This is a genomic window from Desulfatitalea tepidiphila (assembly GCF_001293685.1).
Taxonomy (GTDB): domain Bacteria; phylum Desulfobacterota; class Desulfobacteria; order Desulfobacterales; family Desulfosarcinaceae; genus Desulfatitalea; species Desulfatitalea tepidiphila.
The window spans coordinates 355,911-379,486 of sequence record NZ_BCAG01000006.1 but is presented as its reverse complement, the minus strand read 5'-3'; the positions used below and the strand labels follow the sequence as shown (position 1 = coordinate 379,486).

Annotated in this window: 22 protein-coding genes; 5 read left to right on the top strand and 17 right to left on the bottom strand. The window is 59.9% G+C overall.

From position 1 onward, the window contains the following. The first annotated feature begins 357 nt into the window (after nt 1-357). Both DFT_RS21660 and DFT_RS21655 read left to right on the top strand, forming a co-directional pair. Complete coding sequence (locus tag DFT_RS21660; protein ID WP_054033317.1) at nt 358-813, top strand: sirohydrochlorin cobaltochelatase; 456 nt, start codon at nt 358-360, stop codon at nt 811-813. Between the two features lie 156 nt (nt 814-969). After that, entirely contained in the window at nt 970-1,638 is a 669-nt protein-coding gene (locus DFT_RS21655) for a class I SAM-dependent methyltransferase (protein ID WP_054033316.1), read from the top strand. Between the two features lie 123 nt (nt 1,639-1,761). Here DFT_RS21655 and DFT_RS21650 read toward each other — a convergent pair whose 3' ends face one another. The 17 genes from DFT_RS21650 to DFT_RS21570 form a co-directional block, all read right to left on the bottom strand. Continuing rightward, complete coding sequence (locus DFT_RS21650; protein WP_054033315.1) at nt 1,762-5,127, bottom strand: fused MFS/spermidine synthase; 3,366 nt, start codon at nt 5,125-5,127, stop codon at nt 1,762-1,764. A gap of 60 nt (nt 5,128-5,187) precedes the next feature. Next, nucleotides 5,188-5,661: a hypothetical protein gene (locus DFT_RS21645; RefSeq protein WP_054033314.1), complete on the bottom strand. Its 474-nt coding sequence runs from the start codon at nt 5,659-5,661 to the stop codon at nt 5,188-5,190. Nucleotide 5,662: 1 nt separating this feature from the next. Further along, nucleotides 5,663-7,051 (bottom strand): APC family permease, encoded by a 1,389-nt coding sequence (locus DFT_RS21640; RefSeq protein WP_054033313.1) that lies wholly within the window; start codon nt 7,049-7,051, stop codon nt 5,663-5,665. A gap of 8 nt (nt 7,052-7,059) precedes the next feature. After that, nucleotides 7,060-7,878: a DUF4198 domain-containing protein gene (locus DFT_RS21635; RefSeq protein ID WP_083453698.1), complete on the bottom strand. Its 819-nt coding sequence runs from the start codon at nt 7,876-7,878 to the stop codon at nt 7,060-7,062. 174 nt (nt 7,879-8,052) lie between these two features. Beyond that, nucleotides 8,053-9,681 (bottom strand): SAM-dependent methyltransferase, encoded by a 1,629-nt coding sequence (locus tag DFT_RS21630; protein ID WP_200907125.1) that lies wholly within the window; start codon nt 9,679-9,681, stop codon nt 8,053-8,055. A gap of 126 nt (nt 9,682-9,807) precedes the next feature. Continuing rightward, nucleotides 9,808-11,907, bottom strand: a complete 2,100-nt coding sequence (locus DFT_RS21625; protein ID WP_054033310.1) for a TonB-dependent receptor — start codon at nt 11,905-11,907, stop codon at nt 9,808-9,810. Between the two features lie 259 nt (nt 11,908-12,166). After that, nucleotides 12,167-12,364: a CooT family nickel-binding protein gene (locus tag DFT_RS21620; RefSeq protein ID WP_054033309.1), complete on the bottom strand. Its 198-nt coding sequence runs from the start codon at nt 12,362-12,364 to the stop codon at nt 12,167-12,169. Beyond that, complete coding sequence (locus tag DFT_RS21615; RefSeq protein WP_054033308.1) at nt 12,357-12,794, bottom strand: DUF3842 family protein; 438 nt, start codon at nt 12,792-12,794, stop codon at nt 12,357-12,359. The genes DFT_RS21620 and DFT_RS21615 overlap by 8 nt, the downstream gene beginning before the upstream one ends. 7 nt (nt 12,795-12,801) lie before the next feature. Next, nucleotides 12,802-14,166, bottom strand: coding sequence for a tetratricopeptide repeat protein (locus DFT_RS21610; RefSeq protein WP_054033307.1), 1,365 nt, complete (start codon nt 14,164-14,166; stop codon nt 12,802-12,804). Nucleotides 14,167-14,170: 4 nt separating this feature from the next. Continuing rightward, on the bottom strand, nt 14,171-14,854 hold the full coding sequence (locus DFT_RS21605) for an energy transducer TonB (RefSeq protein WP_054033306.1): 684 nt from the start codon (nt 14,852-14,854) through the stop codon (nt 14,171-14,173). Next, nucleotides 14,851-15,276: an ExbD/TolR family protein gene (locus DFT_RS21600; RefSeq protein ID WP_054033305.1), complete on the bottom strand. Its 426-nt coding sequence runs from the start codon at nt 15,274-15,276 to the stop codon at nt 14,851-14,853. The genes DFT_RS21605 and DFT_RS21600 overlap by 4 nt, the downstream gene beginning before the upstream one ends. A gap of 210 nt (nt 15,277-15,486) precedes the next feature. Beyond that, nucleotides 15,487-16,098 (bottom strand): MotA/TolQ/ExbB proton channel family protein, encoded by a 612-nt coding sequence (locus DFT_RS21595; RefSeq protein WP_054033304.1) that lies wholly within the window; start codon nt 16,096-16,098, stop codon nt 15,487-15,489. A gap of 123 nt (nt 16,099-16,221) precedes the next feature. Continuing rightward, on the bottom strand, nt 16,222-17,670 hold the full coding sequence (locus DFT_RS21590; protein WP_054033303.1) for a MotA/TolQ/ExbB proton channel family protein: 1,449 nt from the start codon (nt 17,668-17,670) through the stop codon (nt 16,222-16,224). Then, complete coding sequence (locus tag DFT_RS27065) at nt 17,667-18,071, bottom strand: DUF3450 domain-containing protein (RefSeq protein WP_268750706.1); 405 nt, start codon at nt 18,069-18,071, stop codon at nt 17,667-17,669. The genes DFT_RS21590 and DFT_RS27065 overlap by 4 nt, the downstream gene beginning before the upstream one ends. Beyond that, entirely contained in the window at nt 17,998-18,444 is a 447-nt protein-coding gene (locus DFT_RS27400) for a DUF3450 family protein (protein ID WP_054033301.1), read from the bottom strand. The genes DFT_RS27065 and DFT_RS27400 overlap by 74 nt, the downstream gene beginning before the upstream one ends. 367 nt (nt 18,445-18,811) lie before the next feature. After that, nucleotides 18,812-19,567 carry a YkgJ family cysteine cluster protein gene (locus DFT_RS21575; protein ID WP_054033300.1) on the bottom strand — a complete coding sequence of 252 codons (756 nt, stop codon included), beginning with the start codon at nt 19,565-19,567 and terminating at the stop codon, nt 18,812-18,814. A 66-nt stretch (nt 19,568-19,633) separates the two neighbouring features. After that, a complete protein-coding gene (locus DFT_RS21570) occupies nt 19,634-20,539 on the bottom strand; it encodes an NAD(P)/FAD-dependent oxidoreductase (RefSeq protein ID WP_054034097.1) in 906 nt (301 codons plus the stop codon). Nucleotides 20,540-20,735: 196 nt separating this feature from the next. Between DFT_RS21570 and epsC the strand changes: the two genes are divergently transcribed. From epsC to DFT_RS21555, 3 genes are all read left to right on the top strand, one after another. After that, nucleotides 20,736-21,737 (top strand): serine O-acetyltransferase EpsC, encoded by a 1,002-nt coding sequence (epsC, locus tag DFT_RS21565; protein ID WP_235506297.1) that lies wholly within the window; start codon nt 20,736-20,738, stop codon nt 21,735-21,737. Continuing rightward, nucleotides 21,734-22,663 carry a cysteine synthase A gene (gene cysK / locus DFT_RS21560; RefSeq protein WP_054033299.1) on the top strand — a complete coding sequence of 310 codons (930 nt, stop codon included), beginning with the start codon at nt 21,734-21,736 and terminating at the stop codon, nt 22,661-22,663. Before epsC ends, cysK begins: the two co-directional genes overlap by 4 nt. A gap of 180 nt (nt 22,664-22,843) precedes the next feature. After that, nucleotides 22,844-23,482 carry a TetR/AcrR family transcriptional regulator gene (locus tag DFT_RS21555; RefSeq protein WP_054033298.1) on the top strand — a complete coding sequence of 213 codons (639 nt, stop codon included), beginning with the start codon at nt 22,844-22,846 and terminating at the stop codon, nt 23,480-23,482. Nucleotides 23,483-23,576: the final 94 nt, after the last annotated feature.

The window sequence follows — 23,576 nt, the reverse complement described above, 5'->3', positions numbered from 1 at the left end:
CCTATACTTCTGCGGGTTGCCCTTTAAGTCTCCTGCCAAAACCATCATTCAAGGGCAAGACCGTAAACTTGGGCCGGCGATGGGTACGCTTTTTCCTAAAAGATCCTGAAAGGTGGACTGTTCGCTCGGATTCCTATCATAGCGATATAGGGTCTTCAAGATGTCTCTAATTTTTTCATTGACCGAAAAATCGTTGCCTCACGACATGGACATTGACATTTTTTCTGGAGGCATGGACGTGCCCCCGTTTTTATGATGCTCTCAAATGCGAGGCTCTCTGCGGAATACTTGGGAGAGTGCTGGGGAGAAGGGGGCGCAATACCCAGTCGGGAACAGTTCTGACCATGGACACCGAGGATGGTTGAAAATCGCGCCGACGAAGCGGTGGTATTCGTCGGACACGGCACGGATCATCCTGCCTGGTGCACCTACACTGCATTGACGCACATGCTTCAGGAACGCTTCGGCAGCAAGGCGCATGTGGGCGTCGTCGAGGAGGGGTATCCCCAGGGCGACGCCATTGTGCGGGCCGTTGCGGCAGCTGGATATGGCCGGGTTCGGCTCGTTCCGCTCATACTCGTCGCCGGGGTGCACTTTGAAGAGGATCTGGCTGGAGATCAAAGCTCGTGGAAGTCGGATTTCGAGGCGTTCGGTATCGAGGTGGTGCTCGAAGGCGGCGGCTTAGGGTTTTATGCGCCCGTTATCGAGCAGTTTTGCCGTCATATGGCCGCGGCATTGGAGGTCATTCCCAGAATCACCTCCCACATGATGAAGCAAGGCGCAGGACTCGTTGTCACCGCGAATCAAAGATGAATTTTTTTTTGGCCATTGACCAACATTGGGATTGTGCGTAGTACTTGCAGCGTTTGCCGACGCGTCGGCATCGATGCTAGTAGGCCAGGCTATGCCGGGCCATGCCGGCACGTTGGCCTGTCCGCAGTGTTTGTCGAGCCGTGGAGGGGTGAAGCGATGGGAAGACTGCGCCGTTTCTATTATGATGTGTTTTCAAACTTTTATGATCTGATCATCGACCTGCACGCCAGCGACCGGAGTGCCGCCCTCAGGCGATTTCTGGTCGACTCGTCGGGAATCAAACCAGGCGATCAGGTTCTCGATATCTGTACCGGCACCGGTTCTGTCGCCTTGATGGCCGGCGAGGCGGTCGAGGGCCATGGCGGCCAGGTGGTGGCCCTGGATTTTTCCCACGGCATGCTGAAAAAGGCGCGGCGAAAGAGAGTGGCAAAGGGCCGGGAAAACGTTCACCTCGTGCAGGCCGACGTCTCCCGTATGCCCTTCGCGGACAAACGCTTCGACTGTGTGACCTGTTCCCATGCCATGTATGAGCTGACCGAAACGGCCAGAAAAAAGGGTCTCGCTGAAATCAGGCGAGTCCTCAAGAACCATGGTTCATTCGTCATGATGGAGCACGAGATTCCGGAAAAGCCGGTTGTAAGATTTCTCTATCATGTTCGGCTGACGACCATGGGATCGAGAAAGAACCGCAGTTTTGCAACGGACGAGAGAACGGAACTGCGTTCCTATTTTTCGGATGTCATAAAAATCCCCTCGCCCACCGGCAGGTCCAAGCTTCTCTCTGCGAAAACGAAAAATGCAGACGCAGCGACTTCACAGAAGTAGACGGCCTTTCCTAAGTCTTTTTGAAATAGTCGTAACGTTATTCTTCCGCCATTCCCATGACATTCTCTCCATTCTAGACATACACCCCGTATGTCTTGGCTTCTATTAAAGTGAAATGATCTTTCAATTTTCGACGGTTCGTGTGTTCGCCGGCCGGTCCTGTCCGCTTGACGCCAGGGCGGCCTGCAGGTTGCGGCGTGTGGCGGCGTTGTCCGGCCTGAGGCGCAGGGCGGCTTGAAAATAGGGGATGGACTGTTCCGGCTTCCCTTGCATGAGGAACAACAGCCCCAGGTTGTGGTGGGTCTCGGCATTGTCGGCATCGATGCCCAATGCGGCCGAAAACGATGCGTACGCTTCCGCAGCCTGCCCCTGGCGCAGCCGGACCAGGCCCAGTTCGTTGAGGGCGACGACGTCGTCCGGCGCCAGGCGCAGGGCGGCTGACAGGTGTTGGGCCGCGGCGGCCGGGTTGCCGGCGCGGGCTTCGGCCATCCCCAAGTTTTTATGGGCATCGGCCCGGTTCGGGGCCAGGGCCGCGGCCTTGCGCAGATGGGGCAGGGCGTCGGCGAATCGGCCGCCTTGGGCCGCCAGCAGGCCCAGGGCCGTGTGGGCTTCCCGATGGTCGGGGTCCAGGTCGAGCGCCTTCTTGAAGGCATTGACAGCATCGTCGATCCGCCCGGCGGCGGCCACGGAGACCCCCAGGTTGTAGTGATCCGCCGGGCGTCCGTTGTTTTGGTCCAAGTGCCTTTCAATCTGTCGAACCTGAATCTCTGCGCAGGCCTGTTTGGCCTGGTCGTTGCCCAACAGGCGGAAGGCGGGCACCAGGGTGGCGGTGCAGTAATTTTTTACGATATTCATATAGCGGGCTTGCCGGTCCTCGCTGAGTCCGGAGGGATCGAGCCGGGCGAAGAGGGGCAGGTGGATCGATGCGCCCAGTTCGATCAGGTTGAGCAGGTTTTCGGCCCGATCATGGCTGGTCAGCAGCGTTTGGGTGGCCGCTGTTAGCCGGAGTCGGTCGGCAGCGGCGAATTCCAGGTCCAGGCCGCCGGCATACAGCCGGCGCGGCGCGGCGTACTCGAGCCGGGGCCGGTCGTCGGTGTGCAGCGGTCCGGGATCGAACAGGTGGGGCAGATCTTCGGTGGCCACCAGGTGGGCCAGGCTGGCGATGTCTCTGATCACCATGTGTCCGGAGCGCTGGGTGAAGGCGAGGTTGTTGCGGGCCGTATCCCAATCCAGGCCGCCGCGGTGTGCGAACCCCAGGAGCAGATAATCGCCCGGCCCGACCTTGAACAGGGCGCCGTCGCCGAACACTGCGGTAAAGGTGCGCCCCAGGAGGTTGAAGGTCTCCCAGTCCATTTCGTAGGCTTGAATCCATTGGGCGAAGATGCCGTGGTCGGTGAGACGCTGCCGGACCAGCTGGAAGAATTCCAGGGTGTAGAGGTTGGCCAGGCCGGCCATCCAGGGGTTGGAAGGTTCGGAGATGATCACGTCGTAGCGCTCGCCGGTCAGGGCCAGGTGGTTGCGCCCGTCCTGGACGATAAGGCGGGTGCGCGGGTCGTTGAGGCAATCGCGGTTGAAGGGCGCAAAAAAGCGCCGGCAGGCTTCGACCACCTGGGCATTGATCTCCAGGATGTCCAGCCGCTCCACGGGGTAGAGCAGCACCTCGCCCGACGTCATGCCGCTGGCCAGCCCCAGGACCATGACATTTCGTGCGCCGGGGTGAAAGAGCAAGGGCAGGTGGCCGGAGAGCGTCTGGGTGGAGCGGTCGCCGTGGGAGGAGGCATCCGCCTTGCCGCTGTTGAACATGGCCCATTCCACGGTGCCCAGGCTGGTGGTCTCCCGCTCTACGGTGGTGAAGCCGCCGACGCCTTCGCCTTGAAAAACCACGTCCTGTCCACGGCGCTGGCGGGCGAGCAATGAATTGCCTTGCCTCAGGGCCGTCCACCAACCGGTCCGCGCCAGGGTGTCCTGCAGGGCGCCGAAATCGCGGTACCAGCCCCTCGAGAGCAGGCCGGGCGGCCAGTCCGGAAAGTGCCAGGCGATCGGCAAGGTGGACAGGAGGATGGTGGCGGCGGTCAGGCGGCCGGCCCAGGGCCGGCGCGCGTTCCGGCTTTGAATGAGCCACCCCAGGCCGGCGATGGCGCATTGCAGGCCGATGGTCAACCGCAGGCCGATCTCCTTGCCGACCAGCGGAATGAGAATGAAGCCGGCCCCGAAGGCGCCGAGGATGGCCCCGATGGTGTTGACGGCATAGGCGCCGCCGATGGATCGGCCCAGGGTGGCGAGCTGCCGGGCGCAGATGCGGTTGACCAGGGGGAAGGCGGCTCCCCAGCAGAGGGTCGGCCCCAGGAGAAGCACGAACAGGAGCAGGGCCTGGAATTGCATCAATCGGGCGTACTCGTGCTGCAGGCTTTGGATCACCTTGGCGAAGAAGAACTGGCTGTCGCCGAGCAGCTGGCTGACCCCCAGGGACAAGAGGGCGGCCGCCAGCTGGGTGACGTGCAGCAGGGTGAGGTCGCGGTTCAGGCGGTCGGCCAGCCAGCCGAACAGCATGCCGCCGGCCGCCAGGCCGATGATAAAGGTGGCCACCACCACGCTGAAGGCATAGACGGTCGGCCCGATGATCAGGCCGATCAGGCGGGTCCAGAATACCTCGCAGGCCATGGCGCAAAAACCCGATACGGCGAAGAGGGTCAGGGCCCACAGCTGGACCCGATCGAGGCTCCGATCGGTTGGTGTCGCACTCTTGCCGGGTTCGGATTTCACTGCGCCGGGGGAGACCGCGGCCCTGATGGTGGTGCGTCGTCGGGCCAGCAGCAGGCAGCATGCGCCGATAACGAGATTCGCGGCCACGGCCGCGTAAAGTGTTCCCGACACCCCCAGTCGCGGGACGAGGACGAAGCCGCACAGCAGGGCGCCTGCGGCCGCGCCGATGGTGTTGAGGCTGTAAAGCGCGCCGGCCCGGGTGCCCAGGGCGTCGAGCCGGGTGACATGGTAGCGGCAAAGCACCGGCAGAGTGGCGCCCATGAGCGTGGTGGGCACCAGCAGCAGTAAAAAGCAACCCGCAAAGGTGAACAGGGCGTAAGCCCAGGGATAGGGCCACAGGTGGGCATAGGCCAGGACGTAGAGCGGCTTGCAGGCCGCGGCCAGGGTTTCGAAGCACAAGGCATAGAGGCCGATGCCGACTTCGATGGCCCCATAGAGGGTCAACAGCTTGCCACGTTCGGTCCAGCGGTCGATCGTTCGACCGGCCGCCCAGCTTCCCAGGGCCAGGCCGCCCATGAAGGCGGAGACCACGGCGGCCACGGCAAAGGGCGCACTGCCGACCACTTTGTCGATCATGCGCACCCACAGGGTCTGGTAGACCAGGCCCGCCGCGCCGGAAACCAGGAAGCAGGCCAGCACCACCGCGGCGGTGCCGGGCCAGACCCATGACCGGGAAGCGCGGCGCAGAAGAGGCAGGCGTCCCATGTTTTCAGTGAACGGTTTCATCAAGAATATGTCCGAAAGTGACCGGCGGCGGGCGCTGGGCCGGGCGCCGACCCGGCGAATTCAGCGGTTGTCGCGCCGTTGCATGCGCCGGCCGCGCCAGCCGTAGAATGTGCCCATGAGGCCGAAGATGATGCCCAACCCTGCCACGGTATTGGCGATGCGGCTGCCCGAGGGACGGGACATCGCCACGGGCGCATCGGGCGGCCGGGTTGCGGCGTCCGGTTCGGGCACCACCAGGTCCAGGGCCAGGCGATGGCCCATGCCGTCGCTGACAACCGCCTGCCAGGGGCCGGGGCGGTCGGGCCGAAACATCATGAGGCCGTTGCGGTCGGTTCGTCCGGTTTGAAAGGCAATGTCGGCATCCGGGCCCTTGATCTCCACGGCAGCGTAGCTCATGGGCTCGCCGTCATCGTACATGGCCGTGACCCGATATCCCTGGGCCGGCGTAATGTGTCCCTCCACGCCGTGGCACCAGGCAGGCAGGGCCCAGATCAGGGTCGACAACAGAACGGTTACGATGGTCCAAACACGCATATCAGGTATTCCTTTCCGGTTTCGCCGGGTTTGAGCGCTGGAAAAAATGATAGACGGCCAGCCCGGCCGCGATGGTGGCCAGGCCGGCCAGGCCGGCCACCGGCCGGCTCTTCAGGGAGAAGAAGATGATCCAGGCGTTTCCCAGGATGAAGATCAAGGGTGTCACGGGATATCCGAAAGTCCTGTAGGCGAGTGCCGCCGCCTCATTGCGCCGGCGGATGCGCATCAATCCCATGACCGTCAACATGGCACACAGCGCCAGGGTAAAGCCGATATAGATCAGCAAGGTTTCGAAGGAGGCCGTGAGCACCATGACGACGGCCAGCGCCGTTTGCAGGAAGATCGCCGCGGCCGGGGTCCTGCGCGCCATGTTGAGCCGTCCGAATATGCTGAAAAAGAGTCCGTCCCGTGACATGGCATAGTAAATCCGCGGGCCGGTCATGATCATGGCGCTGAGCACGGAGAGAATGCCCAGGGCCACGGCGCCGCTGAACAGCTGGCTGATGTTGGCGCCGAACAGGGCCGTCGCCGAACGGGCGCCGACCTCGAGCACGCCCTGCATCTGGCCGGGCGGCAGGGCATAGAGATAAACGCCATTGAGCAGCAGGTAGACAACGATGACCGTGGCGGTCCCTAAAGCCAGGGCCAGGGGGATGTTGCGCTGGGGCCGGACGATCTCGGCCCCCAGGTAGGCGGCCGCGTTCCATCCGCTGTAGGCGAACGAGACGAAGATCAGTGCCACGGCAAACTTTTCGGCCGACAGCGATGTCGTGGAAGCGGCCATGAAGTTGGTCGCCGACCCCTTGCCGAACAGCACGCCGGCCAAGATGAAAACAACGATCAGGGCGATTTTGAAAATGGTCAGGCCGTTCTGGATATTACTGCCCACGTGAAGGCTGTGGTAATGAACCAGGGAGAAGAGGATCACCACCACGATGGCAATCGCGTTCAACCAGGAGAGCGTAACGATCCGCCACTCTCCGATGGCAATGACCACCGGATCGCCCACGGGGATGGACAACGCCTGGAAGCTGTAAGTGGCAAAGGCAATGGCCGCGGCCGCGATGGGCGCTGAAAAGCCGACGAACAGGGAGATCCAGCCGGACAGAAATCCCACCGGCCGGCCGAAACTCTCCGTCAGGAAGACATACTCGCCCCCGGCCCTGGGAAAGCGGGCACCCAGTTCGCCGTAGCACAGCGCGCCGCATAGGGCGAAGATACCCCCGAACAGCCAGCACAACAGCAGGGCACCGGCAGACCCCACTTCCGCCAGGATAAATCCGGAGGTGGTGAAGATGCCGGTGCCCACCATGTTGGCGATCACCAGGATCGTGGCCGAAAACAGCCCGATTTCGCGGCGCAGGCCATCGCCGTTGAGTGGTTTTTTCATCGCCGCCGCTACCGCACTTCCAGGGTATAGGTCACGTTGTACATATACTCGTCGCAAACTTCTTTTTCTGGGTAGTCGGGCTTGTGGGAGAGGATCAACAGCCAGTAGCCGGGCCGGTCCACGCTGATCTCCACCCGGCCCTGGCCATCGGTCCGGGTTTCCACAGGGTAGTGCCCGCCCGAGTGGCTGTGCCCCTTGTTCGAGGTCTTTTGGCCCTCGTCCTTCTTGGGTTCAAACCCGGCATAGGCCGCTTTCACCGGGGCATCGGCCAGGGGTTGGTTGTTATATAGAACCGTCGCTGCAAATGTCCCGCCGGCCTTGACGGCACTGGGATCGGTCACGGGAACCAGCGTCAGGGCCTGATCCGAACCGGCGTCGAGGTTTCTGGCGTCACCGCCGGCGATCAGGACCGCCTTGGCCTCGATGTGAAAGTTGGTGCACTTGACCGCATTGGCGATCGCTTTCTTGTCCCCCCATTTACGACCTTCGGGCGTCATGGTGAAAAAGCCGGGCTTGATCCGCGCCGTCACCACATAGGCGCCCGCTTTCTCGATCTTCAATTGATAGCGGTCAACCGCCGCCTGGACCAGCGGCACCTTGCGGCCGTCGGGATCGATGGCCGCGATGGTTTCCACCCGGTCCGCCTTGACTTCCTGGTCGGTGCGTTCGGCCGGATACGTGTGGCCCCACCCGATGCCGATGTCCACCGTGGATCCCACCGCCGGATAGTAATCCATGGGGTTGAGCCAGAGCATGTGCGCCTGGGCAGCGGCGCAAAGCAGCAGTAGAAGTGTCGTCGCCAAGAATCCAGAGAGTAATCTTTTCATATTTCCCCTTTCAATTTCCTATATGGGTGCAACAATCAAAAACAACATCAAAAACTTTAGCGGCCGCGAGGGCGGGCATAAAACCCGCCCCTACGAGATCCGACAATCATCCAATCGACAGCATACCTTTAACTTTCCTACTTTCGGACTTTCCTGCTTTCATACTCCATTTTTCTAATTCGCCACCCGCCCGCCGTCCGCCAGAAAGTCGCCGACGTAAAGCAGGTATTCGAACGGCATTTTATCCCCGCCCAGTTGAGCCAGGATGGTGCCCAGGGTGCCGCGGGTCACCTGCTCCTCCCGGGCGTAACCGGCCTTGGAGACGATGGCCACCGGCGTTTCCGCTGGATAGTGCCTGGACAAGGCGTCGACGAAATGCTTGAACTCCTTGCGCATGGTGAAGAGCACCATGGTGCTTTGATGCACCGCCATTTCATCCACGGACCAGCCCGAGGCCAGCAGCACCGAATGGCTGCTTTTGCCCTGGGTCACCCCGGCCTGCAGGGCCGCGTTGGCGGCGTTGAAGCAGCTCAGGCCGGGCACCACCTCGGTGGGCAGGTCGCGCAAGGCGGTCAGGGACCAGGAGCAGGGGCCGTAAATCAGGGGGTCTCCGGTATCCAGCATGGCCACGGTCTGGCCCTTGGCCACGGCGTCGCGCACCAGCCGTTCGAACTCCGCCTGCTTTTGGTGGTAGGCCTCGCAGCTCATGCGCTCATTGGCCCGTTCGGCCGGGGTGAGCGTCGCACAATCCTTGCCGTAGAAGGGAAACAGCCGGCCATAGCCGTCCAGCACCTTCTTGCCTTTGAGCAGGGAGGCGTAACGCTTCTGGTACTTGTCGCTGGCAAAGATCAGGTCCGCCTTTTCGATCACCCGCACGGCCCGCAGGCTGGCCAGGTCGGCGTCCCCCGGGCCCATGCCCACCAGGTAGAATCTGCCCGTTCCGGACGGCATGGGCGTTTCGTCGGCATTGAATTGGGCCTGGGCCAGGGCCTTGCCCACGTAGACCAGGGAGAGTTGCACGTCCTGATCCTTCAACCGGTCGCCGATATCGGCCACCGTGCCCATGACGGCGTTTTCCTGACCCACATGACCGGCCCGGCTGACCACGGCGACGGGGGTGTCGGCCGGGTAGGCCGCGGCGAGACGTTGGAGCAGTTTGGGCATATCCCGGGGCATGAAGATGACCATGGTGGCCCGTTCGTGGACGGCCAGCCGTTCGATGGTGTCCGCGCGGCCTTCGCGGTCAAAGGGGGCCGTGATGATGACTTCGCCCAGGCCGGCCTTGAGCACGGCATTGGCCGCGTTGAGCGAGCTGATGCCGGGTATCACGGTGGGGTTCAGATCCTTGAGCGCCTTGATGCTCCACAGGTCCGGACCGTAAATGGTCGGGTCGCCGCTGCTGAGCAACACCACGTGCCGGCCGGATTGGACGGCGGCCTGCACCATGACGATAAATTCCGCCTGTTTGCGGTGAAATTCTTCGCAGGTCCGGCCGTGCCAGGTGCGCTCCGCTTCAGGCACCTGGCGGCAGTCCCGGCCATAGAAGCGGAACAGCACGCCGTAGCCGTCTTCCACCTGTTTTCCGGTAAAATCGATCACGGATGCCAGCTTTTCCCGGGTCTTGGGATTGCAGAAGATCAGGTCGGCCCGCCGGATGGCCTCCACGGCGCGCACGGTGAGCAGGTCGGCGTCGCCGGGGCCGATACTGACGAGGGTGTAGCTGCCGGAAGCATCATGACCTGATGTGGCGGGTGACGCCGCCGGACCGGCGCAGCAGGCGATACCGGCCCATATTAAGGCCAAGAGGATTAAAAAACTCCTGATTTTCCATAACTTGTTGCAGTGCATAGAATTTGTCTCCTGTTGGTTGGAAAATATGCCTCTTTGTCGCCCTTTATCGGAGCTTTTCAGGCGGCTATTGTGATGATGTTAAATCCCAAATTGAAAGCTGACACCAAAGGTGCGGTCAGTACCCGGATGCCCGGAGGAATTGTAGTAATCTTCGTCGAAGATGTTCTTGACCCATACTTTGGCCGTGCCGTTTTCGAAGAATCCGATCTGTTTAAACAACTGCTGCTGAACCCCGAAGTCGAAAACGCTGTATGATGGATTCTCCACTTCGGTGAAAAACCACACATCGGGAGCAATTTCTTCGGAGACCTCGGTGATCTCCTTGTCCTGGTAGTAGTAGTCCAGCATCAAGGTGGTGCGCTCGAACAAGGCATAGCGCAGGCTGGCCGTAATCCGGTTCTCGGCGCGTTGATGCAGTGTGGTTTCACCGGCCGGTTCATCCCCCCGGTTATAAAATTGCTGCCAGGCGTAGGTCAGGCTGAAGGATAGATCGTCTATGATATGGCCGCCGAGAGTGACATCCACGCCATGCCGGTGGACGCGCTCGAGGTTGATTTTATAGTCGCTGTATCTCAGGTTGCCGGCCCCGGCGCCCGAGTAGTTGGCATAGGCGCTGTTGCTGGCGATGTAGTCCTTGATGTCGTAAAAGGCGTAGTTGATTTGCAGAGAGATATCCCGCCAGAGCCTGCGGTCGAGCACCAGGTCGTAACCGATACCGTGTTCGTCCTCCAGCCAGGCACCGGCCGGTCGCCCCTGGGGATTGTAGTCGCCGTGATAATCGGGAGCGCGCCAGATTTTGCTGACACCCAGGGAGAGAGCAGTGTCCCGCAGCCAGGGGGCCACGCCGTCCATGCGCCAGGTGGTGAAGGATTTGGGGATCAGCTCGTTCCAACGGCGATTGATGACATCCTCCCGATTGGGAATGGCGCCGAAGTTGGTCACCCAGATGCGCACATCCTCATAGCGAAGCCCGGCCCTGATATCCACGGAAGGCAGGATGCCCCACTTGTGCTCGATGAAGGTGCCCCGCTTTTTGATACGTTCTTCCTTGTGTTCGTTGATGCCGTCGTCATAGAGTCGTGCGATGTCAAACCCCACCGTGGTGTGATGGTTGGCGGACCAGCGGATATCGTCTTGGATTTTGCCGCCTTGCGCATACCAATCGGTTTCCATTTCGCTGCGTGTCGTGTCCGTTGTACTGGCATAGTACGAGCGATCGCGGAAATCGTGGGATTTGTAGGCCCCGATCTGCAAACGGCCGATGATGGGCAACGACTGCTCGTAGTTGAGGCGGTAGGTGGTAGAGCGGCTGTCCCAGGTCGGTTTGGCGTAGGGGTCGAAGGCCCCGCTGTCCGTCCTCGGGTAGTCCGAATCGTAATCCGAGCCGTCGCTGCTGGGGTTGTTGACCGGCGCCTCGCGGTCGGTATCGGCATAAGACGAACTCAAGGCGAAGAATCCATTCCCGGGCAAAACGACCCCGACTCGTCCGAACACCGTTTGGTTGTCCGTCTCGCTATTGCGCAGATAGCCATCGGTATGGGTGTACTGATAGCCGAAGTCATAGACGAACGCGCTGATGGCGCCGCTCATGGAAGCATTGTTATTCCAACTGTCATAGGATCCGTAGCTGGTGCTGAATTTGAGATCGGGTTTGGCGCTCTCCCGGCGCTCGGGTTGGCGGGTGACGAAATTGAGAACCCCGCCGATGGCCTTGCTGTCAAAGCGGGCCGAGTGGGGCCCGGGCAGCACTTCGACCTTGTCAATCAGAAAGGCCGGCAGGGTGGCGTAATCTACGATGTTGGAGGACTTGCGGCCTCCGGTTTTGAGGAGCGTCAGGTCGTCGATGGCCGTGACGAAGCGCGTGGCGTCAAATCCGCGCACATAGATGCTGTCGATCCCGGGGTCGAAATCGGAATCCCCCCGGAAATCCACGATGGCGTGGGTCTTGAGCACATCCACGATGCTGCCGGGAGGTGCCATGGTGGCGTACTTGTCCAGTTCGATGACGGTTTTACCCGGGCTCGTGGTCAACCCCGGCGCCCCGCCCTTTTCCTTGACCTCCAAATCCTCGAGGCGCTCCACATTGTCCGCCGGTGTTTCCGTTTCCGCTGCGCCGATGCCGCAAATCATGAGCACGCCCGCGACGACTGCCAATAAAACCAACCCCATCCGTTTCATAACCAGTTCCCTCCTTTTCATAGTTCCAGTTGCCAATTCAATGCGATGGGTGGGCGCCCCCGAGTTCATGTGTTGCCGTGATTGACGGCGGGGTTTCGTCGATGCTAAATTTGCAAGTCGAAGCCCCCGGTCACCGGGAGTTTCACCCCAAGGGCCGTCGCCGCATCCCTGGCCGGAAGGCGGCGGTCCTTTTTTTCTGCTGTCCGTTCAGTTGCCACTAGAGAAACAGGCAAATGGGTCATTCGTGAGGCGTCAAGATCTAATCCCCCTCGGGGATGAAAACGATCTTGTGATCCACGAGGTTCATGCCCTTGAGGCGTCCCCGGATGATCTTCTGTTCGCCGAAAATCGTCACCATCCGAAAGGTGTTGTTTTCCTGCGGTTCGATCACATCCACGGATTCCAGGATCATCTCTTCCGCTCCATTGCGGTCCAGATAGACATTGGCTTCACACATGGTTCCATACCTCCTTGATCTCTTTTTCCACCAGGCGCTGCACGAAATGGGGCAGCGGTTCGCTGACGATGCCGACGATCCGGGTCCGCTCCTGGGAGAGCGGCAACAGGATCTTGAGGGCCGGACAGGATGTGACGGCTTCGGCCATGCGCGGGGTCACCTCGCCAAGCATGGCGTTGGCCCAGGTGATGGCGATGGGGCCGACGATGCAGTCTGCCAGGGGTACGGTGTGGCAGATGGCATTCTCCCCGGAGGCGCCCCGGTTGGCGCCGGCCTTGAGCATCTGGGCCGTGGCGATGGCGTTGGTGCCCAGGGCGATGAGTTCGATGGTTTCGCCATAGGCGCCTTTCAGATATTTGATCAGGGTGGCGCCGATGCCGCCGCCCTGGCCGTCGATGACGCAGATGCGTTTGTGCAGCGTGAGGTTCATTGGTTGCCTAATTGATTTTCTGCAGTTGTCGCATGGCCAGCAAGGCTCTCTGACGATGGGGTTTAAAGTCGGCGGCTTTTGTAAACGCTCGTCGGCTGGTATCGATGTCGTTGGCCTGCCACGCGGCATAACCGGCCATAAGCCATGCGTTCCCGGCCCGGGAGTGGTCTTCGCGGGCCGCACGCAGGTAGGCCGCTGATGCTTCGTCATACCGTTTTTGTTCATAGAGCAGGTCGGCCCTGAGCATGAGCAGTTCCGGGTCCTTTCCCAGGTCAGGCGCGCGGTCCAATTGGGCCAGGGCGGCTTCGGGCTGCCCCAGGCGGCGGTAGGCCGTGACCAGGTTTTTCAGCATCTCTTTCATTCCTTTGGCGTCGTCGGCGTCGGCCAGCATCTTTTCATAAATCGGTGCCGCCTGGCCGGGAATGCCCAATTGGAGGCTCAGGTCGGCCCACAGTTTCCGTTCTTCTTCCGAAAGTGGGGTAAGGTATCCATAGATCGTCATGGCCGCCAGGGCGTCGGCATAGGCGCCATCGCTCAGATCGAGCTGGGCGGACATCTTCCACCAGCGCGGCTCGGCGGGGGTCTGCCGGGTGAGAGCGCGGGCATAGCCCCGGGCCTTGGCGGTCATCTTGAGCTGAACATATTGATAGAGAAGAACTTCCTGCCAGCGGACGCGTTCTTCACCGGTGTGTCCGGCGATCAACGCTTCGATGTGGGGCAAGGCCCGCTTCGCCTGGCCGTCGGCCAGCAGGGCGTGCACCCAGTGGGATTTCCAGGACAGCTGGATCTTTCCGGGATGACGTTCGAAAAGGCGTTCGAAGGTGTCGATGGCCGCCTTGTAGTTTTGGGCCATAAGATCGGCGGCGGCACTGTAGTAGAGGTGCTCGGGCTGTTTTTCGGCGCAGCGGTCGTAGGCTTCGCGGAAATGGTCCGCGGCGGCGGCATGTTTGCCCTGCTCGTAGCAGGCCTTGGCCAGGTTGAGCCAGGCGGCGGTGAGATCCGGCTGACGCCGGACCGCCTGCGCTAATGCGGCTTCGGCCTGGGCGTAGCGCTCCTGATAGAGACGGCAGTTGCCCAGCGCGAAATAGACCATGGGGTGGTGGTGGACATCGTCGCCCGCGGCGGTTTGCGGTTCGGGTCCGCCCTTGGCCTGGAATTCGGTCAATCGTTTGACCGCGGCATCATAATTTTTCTGATCGATCAGGCGCCCCACGTCATTGAACACCCATCGCACGGCGGCCGGCAGCTCTTTTGCATCTTGTCCGGCTCCAGCGGCCATCCCAGGAAGCGTCATGAGCACCATGACGGCCAGCGCCGTTGCGATGCATCGGTCGATGAAAGGATGGATTGAAAATTGGCAAAGACTTTTCATGGCTTTAATCCAGTGTGAAGTGGATGGTGGTCTCGGCCCACACGCGGACTGGCTGCCCATCCACCGTTCCAGGTTGAAACCGCCATCCGGAAACACAGCGCAGCACCGCCTCTTCGAAGGTGTCGGGCGGCTGGGCATGGATGATGGTGGTCTTCTCCACCGACCCGTGTTCGTTGACGATGAAGCGCACCGTCACCGATCCTTCGATGCCCCGGCGTTTGGCGCCCAGGGGGTAGATCGGCGGCATGCGCGTGAGGGTGATCAGGGGCTGGTCCAGGTCGCCCACGCCGAAAAGATCGCCGATGCCCAGGGCCTTCAGGTTGGTCTCCAAAGGCGGCAAAGCGATCGTGTCCGGACCGCCAGGCAGGCGGGCGTTGATTTCGAACGGCCATACCGGCCGCTGCAGGGCGGCGCTGTTGAGGTCGGGTTGCGGTGCCGGCTGCTGCCGTTTTACCTCGGGGGGGCGAGGCGCATCACGCGAAATCGGGCTTTCGGGACGTTTGAGGCGAACCACCTGGATCTGGGGCAGCAGCGTATCGAACGTGGGCTTGGCCGGCGCCGAGTGCAGCAGATGGGGCATCAGCATGAAGAGCGCCAGATTCAACCCCATGGCCGAAAGCAATGCCCATGTCCAGGCGCCGCGGTTGCGTTGGCGAAGAATCTGGCGATAATCGTTCGGACGGCTCATGGGGCGTTTCCCCCGGGCAGGCTGGCGGCCAGCGAGACATTCTTGGCCCCGGCCATGCGGCACCCGTCCATCACTTCGATGGCCATGCCCGTGCTGCTGGCCCGGTCGGCCACGACCACCACGGCGCCTTCGGGGTTTTCGGCCAATGCGCGCTCCACGTTGGCCCTTACGGCGCGGACGTCGATTTCGCGGTGATCCATGTAGATGCGGTTGGCCGGATCGATGGCGATTAGGATGGTCGCCTTGGACTGGCTGACGGCGGTGGCGGCAGTGGGCCGGCTTACTTCGATGCCGGTCTCCTTGACGAAGCTGGTGGTGACCAGGAAGAAGATCAGCAGGATAAATACCATATCGATGAGCGGCGCGATGTTCAGCTCGGTAGCGCTGCGGCGGCTTCTGCGGGTGGCGGTGATGTTGAGCAAGGTGACCCCCTTCGGGGATGAAAAAGAAGTTTAAAGTGTAACGTTTTAAGTCTAAGATTCTAAGTTTAAAGTGAAGGTATTCTGTCGATTTGATGAGCGGCGTTGATCTCCATATTGAGTCACGCCCGCCCATTGTGACGAATACTTATATGCTTACCAACTTCTCCCCGTGGGGCGGGCTTTAGTCCCGCCCGGGATGATCGCAAACGCCTACAAATGCCGGCGCAAATAGTAGCCGACCGTCTTGACCCGCTGGATCAGGTTGTCGGCCCGGCGATCGAGAAAACCCTTCATGTAAAGGCCTGGAATGGCCACCAGCAGGCCGGTCTGGGTGGTGATCAAGGCCTCGGAGATGCCGCCGGCCATGGCCTTGGCGTTGCCGGTGCCGAAGACGGACAGCACGTCGAAGGTGGCGATCATGCCGGTCACCGTGCCCAGCAGGCCTAAAAGAGGCGCGATGGCGGCCAGCACGCCGATCAACGCGAGATAGTCTTTCATGCGCCGGTTGATGTGCTGAACGCGCTCATCCAGGATGAAACGATCCAGCATGCGGTCGCCGCTGCGGTTTTCCAAGAAATCGGCCACCAGCAGCGATACGATGCCCCGGTACTCTCCGGGATCGGGCATACGCTGTTGTTGAATATGCTCCCAGGCCGAACGGGCGCTCATCGTCTTGCGGTACAAGCGCCTGAAAAAGAAGATGCGGTCCATGATCAGGACCCACATGAGCAGGCTGACCAGCACCAGGGGCAGCATTACTACGCCGCCGTCCTGCAGGTAGGCTTCAAGTCGGAACCAGGTTTGTTCTAGTAGTTGAAGCATTTTTTATTAAGTTTTAAGTGTAAAGCTTAAAGTGTTAAGTGAAGGAATTCTATCAATTGGGAGATTCGGGTGATGCAATCAACGACGAAAAATCAAATCGATATTTTTCCTTCACTTCAAACTTTAGACTTTTCTTTTCTCCCTATTCTTATGAACAATATTGACCAGCGCCACCGCTTTTTCCTCCATCTGTCCGATGCGGTTATCCACCGAACGGTTGAGCAGGGTGTGGGCCAGCATGATGGGGATGGCCACGGTCAGTCCCAGCATGGTGGTCACCAGGGCTTCGGAGATGCCGCCGGACATCATGCGCGGATCGCCGGTGCCGTGCTGGGTGATGACGTGAAAGGTGTCGATCATGCCCGTGACGGTGCCCAGCAGCCCGAGCAGGGGCGCGATGGCGGCCAGCATGCCTAAGGTCGATAAAAAGCGCTCCATGGGTGGAATTTCGCGCAGAATCGCCTCCTGCAACGCGTTCTCCATCTCTTCGCGCGCCATCTTGCGGCAGTTCAGGCCGGCGGCGACGACCCGTGCAATGGGTTTCCCGCGGGCGGCTTCGCACAGCTGATGGCACAGGTCCCATTTCTGTTCGACGACCCGGGCGGCGATGCCGTTCATCAGGCGGTCGCCGTCCAGGTGTTTGCGCCACAGGAAAACCACCCGTTCGATGACGATCACGATGCCCACGGCCAGAATGGCCAGGATGGGCCAGACGATGATCCCGCCCTTTGGAATCTGCTGCCAGAGGCTCAATTCATGGGTCAATTGACGCAGTGCGCCCCCACGGGAGACGTCCATGGGGACCGCATCGCTCGATCCGTCCATGTAGTCGTCCAGTTGGCGTTGCATTCGCCCGGAAGGCAGACGCGAAAGCGCATAAAGGTTGCGGCTGGCGGGGGCATAGGTCAGAAAACCCGCCTCGTCTTCGATTCTGTAGGCCGCAGTGAAGTTGCCGATGGTCAGGATATCGGCCTCGGCCTGCAGGCCGGTCCGGTCGGTTATCGTGCCGCTTTGGATAGATACTTCTCCGCTGGCCTGAATCGTCTCGAAAAGCAGAGCGATCATTCGGCGGATGTCGGCCATGCCTGGAAATCTCGCCTGCTCGGCAATCGACGCGAGAAAAGCGACATCATGGTCTATCATCGCGCTCTTCAGGTTCTGTTCGATCAAGGCCAGCAAGTCCTTGGCGTTGACTCGGATGACGCCCACCAGTTCCCGCACCATGCCGTCGCTTTCGGCCAGGCGTTGGGTGAGGTCTTTCTCTTCGGCCGTCAGGCGCTCCATTTCAGCGCTGAGCCGGCCGACTTCCTGGTCGAGCGTCTTGTGCCGGGCTTCGAGCTCGGCCAGCGCTTTTTTGAGCACTGTACGGTCCTGGCCGATTTTTTCGCGGCTTCGGGCCGCGGCCTGCTCGGCGGCGCGTTGCTCTTCGGCGGCGCGGTCGATGAGCGCTTTGCGGGTTTCACGGGCTTGGATCTGCGCTTCACGCATGTCCTGGGCGGCCGCCTGGGCGGCCGGGAGATTCAAGAGGAACAGCATAAGGGCGCCTGTGAGCCATCGTGGAGTCCGTTTCATCGGATCGCCATCCTTCCTACGGGCAGGTTGAGCAGTTCGACGGGCTGCCGTTTGGCCCCGATCTCAATGGCGGTTTCGATGGCCGCGTTGTAATCGCGCGGCAGGGGTTCCCAGCGGGAGGTCGCCACGTTGAACGCACCGCATTTGCGAAGGTCCAGGGTTTGAAAAAAGAGGCTCATGCGTCCCAGTCGGAAGACATGGACCAGCATCTCCTGATCTTCCACGGTGATGGTCTCCTGGTGGACTTCGATGGTGTTGCCGTATTCAGCCTCGATCGTCAGCGCCTCCATCACCTTTCGGAATTTTTCGCTGACCGCGACTTCAGGATCACCGGACAGTTGCGACAGCCGTTCGATGCGCGCCTGGCGTTCGGCGCGCAGGAATGGGAGCCCCGAGGCCACGAAGGTCTGCAGTTGGCCGATGACCTCTTCGACCAGGGGGGCGGATGCCGGCGCCGATCTGCTCGATATCGGCGAGCTGTTGGGCTTTGGCGGCGATGCGCCCGCGGGTGTCTTGGTTGGACTGCTGCAGCGCCGTCCGGTGGGTTTCGAGCTGTGCGATGGTCTGCTCCAGGGCTTCGTATCGGGCCATCAACTGATCACGTTCGGCCCGCCACTGCTCCTCTTCCGCCTGGGTGGTTTGCCGGGTGGTGATCGCGTTGCGCACCGGTTTTTCGATCCGCTCGGTGACCTCGTCGGACCCCACTGCCGTATGGGATCCCAGCCACAACAGAAAGGCCAGAATCCAAGAGATTAAGATCTTCGACGAGCGCATGTATACTCCTTTTTCCTCCTCATCGCGGGGTATGGCCAAAAAAAAATAAAAAGGCCGGGAGATCGACGATTGGGATTCTTCCCAATGCGACCTTCCCGGCCTCGGTGTCCTTCTGTATTCAGGGCAAAAAGCCTGCGATGCCTTTTGCCGCTATTCTATCGCCGCATATCCCCTTTGAGTCAGGTTGGTTTACCAGGGGGGCGGCCGATTGTTGCTTTTTTGTTATACGAACCAGGCACTTTCGTAGCACCTCTTGGAACGGCCTCACAAATACTGGATGGAAACGGCACTGTCAAGACAAAGTTGACGGCATGGTCAGCGTCCAACAACGGTATTAAATACGATATGCGTAGCGTGTCTGCAGGGCCTAGTCCTGCTGGCCGAATAACGCCCGCTGCAGCCAGGCCATGGCCCACGAGAGCCATTGGTGGTCATCCTCCCTGTCGGGCATGGGGGGCAGGGCGTCGGTGTCCATGGCCGGCAGTCGGCCGGCCTGGGCCTGATCCTTGAGTCGCTCCAGATCGTAAAACGCCATGACCGCCCATTGCCGTTGCTCCGGGGCCAGTGGGCCTGGACGCAATCGATTTTTCAGAGCGATGAGTTCCAGCATGGCATCGCTTGCATCCAGACCGGCCCGGGCGCCCTGGGACTCGATCCACTGCCGTGCGGTTTGGGTCGGCCCCTTTTCGAAACCATGGCAGTGGGGCTCCTTGAGCAGAGCGAAATGTTCGCTGATGCGCCCCTCGATTCGGGAGCGTTGGATGGCCCGCGCCACGGGATAGAGCCGGCAGGAGGTGGGGCGGGCCGGATAGACGCTGCAGCCTTGGGTCGTGACGAACGGGCAGTGCCGGCCGGCCCGGGTCGCAAATCGCAGGGAAGCCACCGGCAGGCCCGTGGCAGGTCCGCTATACAGCATCACGTGCTGTTCCTGGATCTCTTGCCAGGAGAGCTTGAGGTAGCGCCTCAGCTCGAGCACGTCGAACGGCGTCAGGGCTTGATTGAGATCCTGGCAGCACTGGTTGTAGCAGGCGATGCCGGGACCGCACGTGAAACGGAAAGGTTCGTCGGGTCCGAGGGCGAGCAGTTCGGGTTCCGATGTCGGATGAGCGGTGTCGTTTTCCATGGCCCGGGTTCATATCCGCCTTTGGGTCGATTGTCAAAGGGTGCCAGGCATCGGCAAGAGAAAAAGCTATGTGCTCTTTTTTCTGGCAAAGGTCGCCGCGTTGATTCCTGCCACGCACCCTTCTCCCACCGCCTTGGCGATTTGCCACGGCGGTCCGCACACATCACCCGCCGCGTAGATGCCGGGGATGTTGGTGGCCTGCTGTTTGTCGGTCTGTAAATAGCGCATCTCATCGTCGAGCATGATACCCAGGTTGGTGGCCAGTTGAATCAAGCCCTTGGCCCCCAATTCGATGAAGACGCCGCCCACCGGAATGGTGCGGCCGTCCTGGAGTTGGACGCTTTTGACCGCTTGATCGCCTTCGATGGCCTTTACCGTTGCGCCCAGGTGGATCCTGATCGAACTGCTTTCGAGGCGTTTTTGCAGGGCATCCGATACATCGAGCCGGTCGCAGATCAGGTGCACTTCTTTGGCGATGTCGGTCAGCGCGAGGGCCCCGTCCACGGCAGCGCTCTCATTGCCAATCACCGCGACATCTTCGCCCCGGTAGAAGTTGCCGTCGCAATCGACGCAATAGCTGACGCCCTTGCCCAGGAATTCTTTTTCGCCTTTGGCGCCCAGTCGGTTTCTTTGGGTGCCGGTGGCGATAATCAAGGCATGGGTTTCGATTTTGGCGCCATCTTCGGTTTCAAGTTCAAAACCGTCGGCGTGCTGTTGGATCGACAGCACATCCGCCTCCGAGAATTCGGCGCCGAAACCGGCCGCTTGCTTGCGCCCGGTGCTGAGGATTTCATTTCCAGCCACATTGAAGATGCAGCAGAAGTTTTCAATGTGGGCGTGATACATGCTGCTTTTATTCTCCTTGCCCAAAACGAGCACCGAGACTTTTTTGCGCGAGGCATGAATGGCTGCCTGAAGGCCGGCCGGTCCGGTGCCCAGGATAACGACGTCATAATGGAGTTTGGCGTTCATTCCGTCCTCCCGGTCTTTTTTGGATAGATAGTGTTTTTTCGATGCATTTAGTCCCATATACTGAGCATCTATGTCAGAAAGGCAAGTGAAACAGGATCCTGCTGCGGATGCGCCCTATCGGGGGCGAAGCTTGCTTCGCGGTCGATTCGACTTATATTGGCTTTGAATTTTTGCACCCAATAGAGGAGCGGACGGTATGGATAAACCCAAACGATCCACCCAGGCGGATCACCAGGATGGAGATGCCTGCAAGCTGGAAATGGATGCCTGTAAAAAAATGAAGGCCCGCGTGCCCGAGCTGGCCGAAATGATCATTTCCCAGTGCAGCGACCATGATTGCTACACCCACATCGAATATGAACCCATCCCAGCGGAGGCCTTCGTTTCCGATTTGATCGACAAGTTTCGGGAAATCATTTTTCCGGGGTATTTTTCGCGGGGCAAGCTCGATCCGGCCAACATGAAATACAGCATCGGGCAGAGTGTATCGGTGTTGTTCGATATGTTGTCCGAGCAGATCACGCATCATGTGCGCCATGATTGTCTGCGATATGACCTGCCCTGCAGTGAATGCGAACATAGTGGTCAGGCTAAGGCGCTGGCCGTTCTGGAATCCATCCCCCGGATCCGAAAGATGCTGGCCACCGATGTGCAGGCCACCTTCGACGGCGATCCAGCCGCCAAGAGCCATGATGAGATCATCTTCAGTTATCCCGGCATTTACGCCATCATGGTGCACCGGGTGGCCCACCGTCTTTTCGAGCTGTCGGTTCCTCTGTTGCCCCGCATCATGAGCGAACACGCTCACAGCTTGACCGGCATCGATATTCATCCGGGAGCCACCATCGGCCCGCGTTTCGTGATCGACCACGGCACCGGGGTGGTCATTGGTGAAACGGCCGAGATCGGCACCAACGTGAGGATCTACCAGGGCGTCACCCTGGGGGCGCTGAGCCTGCCCAAAGATGCCGGGGAGAAGTATCGCGGCAAAAAGCGCCACCCCACGATCGAAGATGATGTGATCATCTATTCGGGCAGCACGATCCTGGGGGGGGATACGGTGATCGGCGCGCGTTCGGTGATCGGCGGCAACGTGTGGCTGACCGAATCGGTGCCGCCCGATACCACCGTGATGACGGAACACCCGCGCCTGATCTACAAATCGGCCGGCAATTATGCCAAAGGAGATGCATCATGAAGATATATGAGACCATCGGTGCGACCATCGGCCACACGCCTCTGGTGCGCCTGAAGCGGATCGCACCGGAAACATCGGCCGAGATTCTGGTAAAATTGGAATACCGCAACCCCCTGGGCAGCGTAAAAGACCGTATTGCCGATTACATGATCTCCGAGGCCGAACGTCAGGGGCTGATCGATGATCAGACGTTGATCGTGGAGCCGACCAGCGGCAACACCGGCATCGGTTTGGCATTCGTATGCGCGGCCAAGGGCTATCGGCTGTGTCTGACCATGCCGGAAACCATGAGTGCGGAGCGCCGGAAACTGCTCTACCATTTGGGAGCCGAGCTCGTATTGACACCGGGACCGGAAGGCATGGGAGGCGCCATTGCCAGGGCGCGAGAAATTGTGGCGGCGAACGCCAACGCTTACATGCCCAACCAATTTGAAAATCCAGCCAACCCCATGGCGCATCGGGAGACCACCGGCCCAGAGATTTGGGCGGACACCGAGGGGCAAGTCGATTTCCTGGTATCTGGGGTGGGGACCGGAGGCACCATTACCGGCGTCAGTCAATACATCAAAACCAAGCGGAAGGATTTCAAAGCCATCGCCGTGGAGCCGGCCAACTCGCCGGTCCTGTCCGGTGGCGCCAAAGGTCCTCATAAGATTCAAGGTATCGGGGCGGGGTTCGTTCCCGCCGTTCTGGACCGCAGTCTCATCGATGAGGTCGTTACCGTGGGTGATGAGGCCGCCTTTGAGACCGCCCGTCGCCTGGCGGCCGAGGAAGGTATCTTGTGTGGAATCTCTTCGGGGGCGGCGGTGTGGGCGGCCCTGCAAGTGGCCCAACGTTCGGAGAATGGGGGCAAACGCATCGTCGTGATCTTGCCAAGCACCGGAGAGCGGTATATAAGTACCGATTTGTTCAAACCGGACACTTAGAAGCATTTATTAAATAATTGACATTTTGTTGCATTTGTTCCATGTAAGCGCCTGTTCGAATTTGAATGGGCCTTATTTGTTAAATGTCTTGAATGGTATGGTCGTGCATCACCTGCTGTGGATGGTTGCATATTGGCTTTACGAATAATTTGAGTATGAAATCAGTCAGGAAAGCGAAGAATGGGAATTCAAGAACGAAAGGAACGTGAAAAAGAAAGGCGGCGCCAGCAGATTATCGTGGCTGCCAAACGGGTGTTCTCGGAAAAAGGCTTTAATAAGGCCACCATGGAAGATATCGCCAAAGAGGCGGAGTTGAGTCCGGGCACCTTGTATCTCTATTTTAAAAACAAGGAGGAGCTATACGCTTCGTTGAGTCTCAGGATTTTGCAGTACCTGCATATCCGGGTGTCCCATGTGATCAACCAGACCGAATTGGACCCGTTGGCCAAGCTTGCCGCTCTGGAAGAGGTCTTGTTTGATGTCTATGATTTCGATCCACTGATCATCATCAATATGTTCCATCTGCAATCCAGTGAAACGCTTAAAAATCTATCCGAGGAACTGATCGAGGAGATCAAAAACCTTTCCCGGAACTCCATCGGTGCCATTGCTAAAATTTTTAAGGAAGGTATCGATGCCGGCATCTTTATCGATCGGCATCCTGTGGCTTTGTCCGATATCTGCTGGTCTCTTTTTTCGGGCGTTGTGTTATGGGAGGCGAGCAAAAAGATTATCGACGAAAGGAAGGATCATTTAAAGTCGACATTGAAAATAGCCTTCGAGATCTTCGATCAAGGCATCATCATTCAGAAAAAATAGTCGGGGCTTTTTCAGGAAGCGAAGAACACGCACCTGCCGGTCCGGGTGGAGACGCGAGTCATCCATCCGGTCCGGCAGGTTTATTTCGAGCTTT

What these genes read in the sequence shown, in the direction of transcription:
- DFT_RS21615 (WP_054033308.1), bottom strand. Translation starts at nt 12,794, where the DNA reads ATGAACCTCACGCTGCACAAACGCATCTGCGTCATCGACGGCCAGGGC.
- DFT_RS21640 (WP_054033313.1), bottom strand. Translation starts at nt 7,051, where the DNA reads ATGAAAAAACCACTCAACGGCGATGGCCTGCGCCGCGAAATCGGGCTG.
- DFT_RS21620 (WP_054033309.1), bottom strand. Translation starts at nt 12,364, where the DNA reads ATGTGTGAAGCCAATGTCTATCTGGACCGCAATGGAGCGGAAGAGATG.
- DFT_RS21645 (WP_054033314.1), bottom strand. Translation starts at nt 5,661, where the DNA reads ATGCGTGTTTGGACCATCGTAACCGTTCTGTTGTCGACCCTGATCTGG.
- epsC (WP_235506297.1), top strand. Translation starts at nt 20,736, where the DNA reads ATGGATAAACCCAAACGATCCACCCAGGCGGATCACCAGGATGGAGAT.
- DFT_RS21555 (WP_054033298.1), top strand. Translation starts at nt 22,844, where the DNA reads ATGGGAATTCAAGAACGAAAGGAACGTGAAAAAGAAAGGCGGCGCCAG.
- DFT_RS21610 (WP_054033307.1), bottom strand. Translation starts at nt 14,166, where the DNA reads ATGAAAAGTCTTTGCCAATTTTCAATCCATCCTTTCATCGACCGATGC.
- DFT_RS21595 (WP_054033304.1), bottom strand. Translation starts at nt 16,098, where the DNA reads ATGCTTCAACTACTAGAACAAACCTGGTTCCGACTTGAAGCCTACCTG.
- DFT_RS21655 (WP_054033316.1), top strand. Translation starts at nt 970, where the DNA reads ATGGGAAGACTGCGCCGTTTCTATTATGATGTGTTTTCAAACTTTTAT.
- DFT_RS27400 (WP_054033301.1), bottom strand. Translation starts at nt 18,444, where the DNA reads ATGCGCTCGTCGAAGATCTTAATCTCTTGGATTCTGGCCTTTCTGTTG.
- DFT_RS21605 (WP_054033306.1), bottom strand. Translation starts at nt 14,854, where the DNA reads ATGAGCCGTCCGAACGATTATCGCCAGATTCTTCGCCAACGCAACCGC.
- cysK (WP_054033299.1), top strand. Translation starts at nt 21,734, where the DNA reads ATGAAGATATATGAGACCATCGGTGCGACCATCGGCCACACGCCTCTG.
- DFT_RS21570 (WP_054034097.1), bottom strand. Translation starts at nt 20,539, where the DNA reads ATGAACGCCAAACTCCATTATGACGTCGTTATCCTGGGCACCGGACCG.
- DFT_RS21590 (WP_054033303.1), bottom strand. Translation starts at nt 17,670, where the DNA reads ATGAAACGGACTCCACGATGGCTCACAGGCGCCCTTATGCTGTTCCTC.
- DFT_RS21635 (WP_083453698.1), bottom strand. Translation starts at nt 7,878, where the DNA reads ATGAAAAGATTACTCTCTGGATTCTTGGCGACGACACTTCTACTGCTG.
- DFT_RS21625 (WP_054033310.1), bottom strand. Translation starts at nt 11,907, where the DNA reads ATGAAACGGATGGGGTTGGTTTTATTGGCAGTCGTCGCGGGCGTGCTC.
- DFT_RS21660 (WP_054033317.1), top strand. Translation starts at nt 358, where the DNA reads ATGGTTGAAAATCGCGCCGACGAAGCGGTGGTATTCGTCGGACACGGC.
- DFT_RS21650 (WP_054033315.1), bottom strand. Translation starts at nt 5,127, where the DNA reads ATGAAACCGTTCACTGAAAACATGGGACGCCTGCCTCTTCTGCGCCGC.
- DFT_RS21575 (WP_054033300.1), bottom strand. Translation starts at nt 19,567, where the DNA reads ATGGAAAACGACACCGCTCATCCGACATCGGAACCCGAACTGCTCGCC.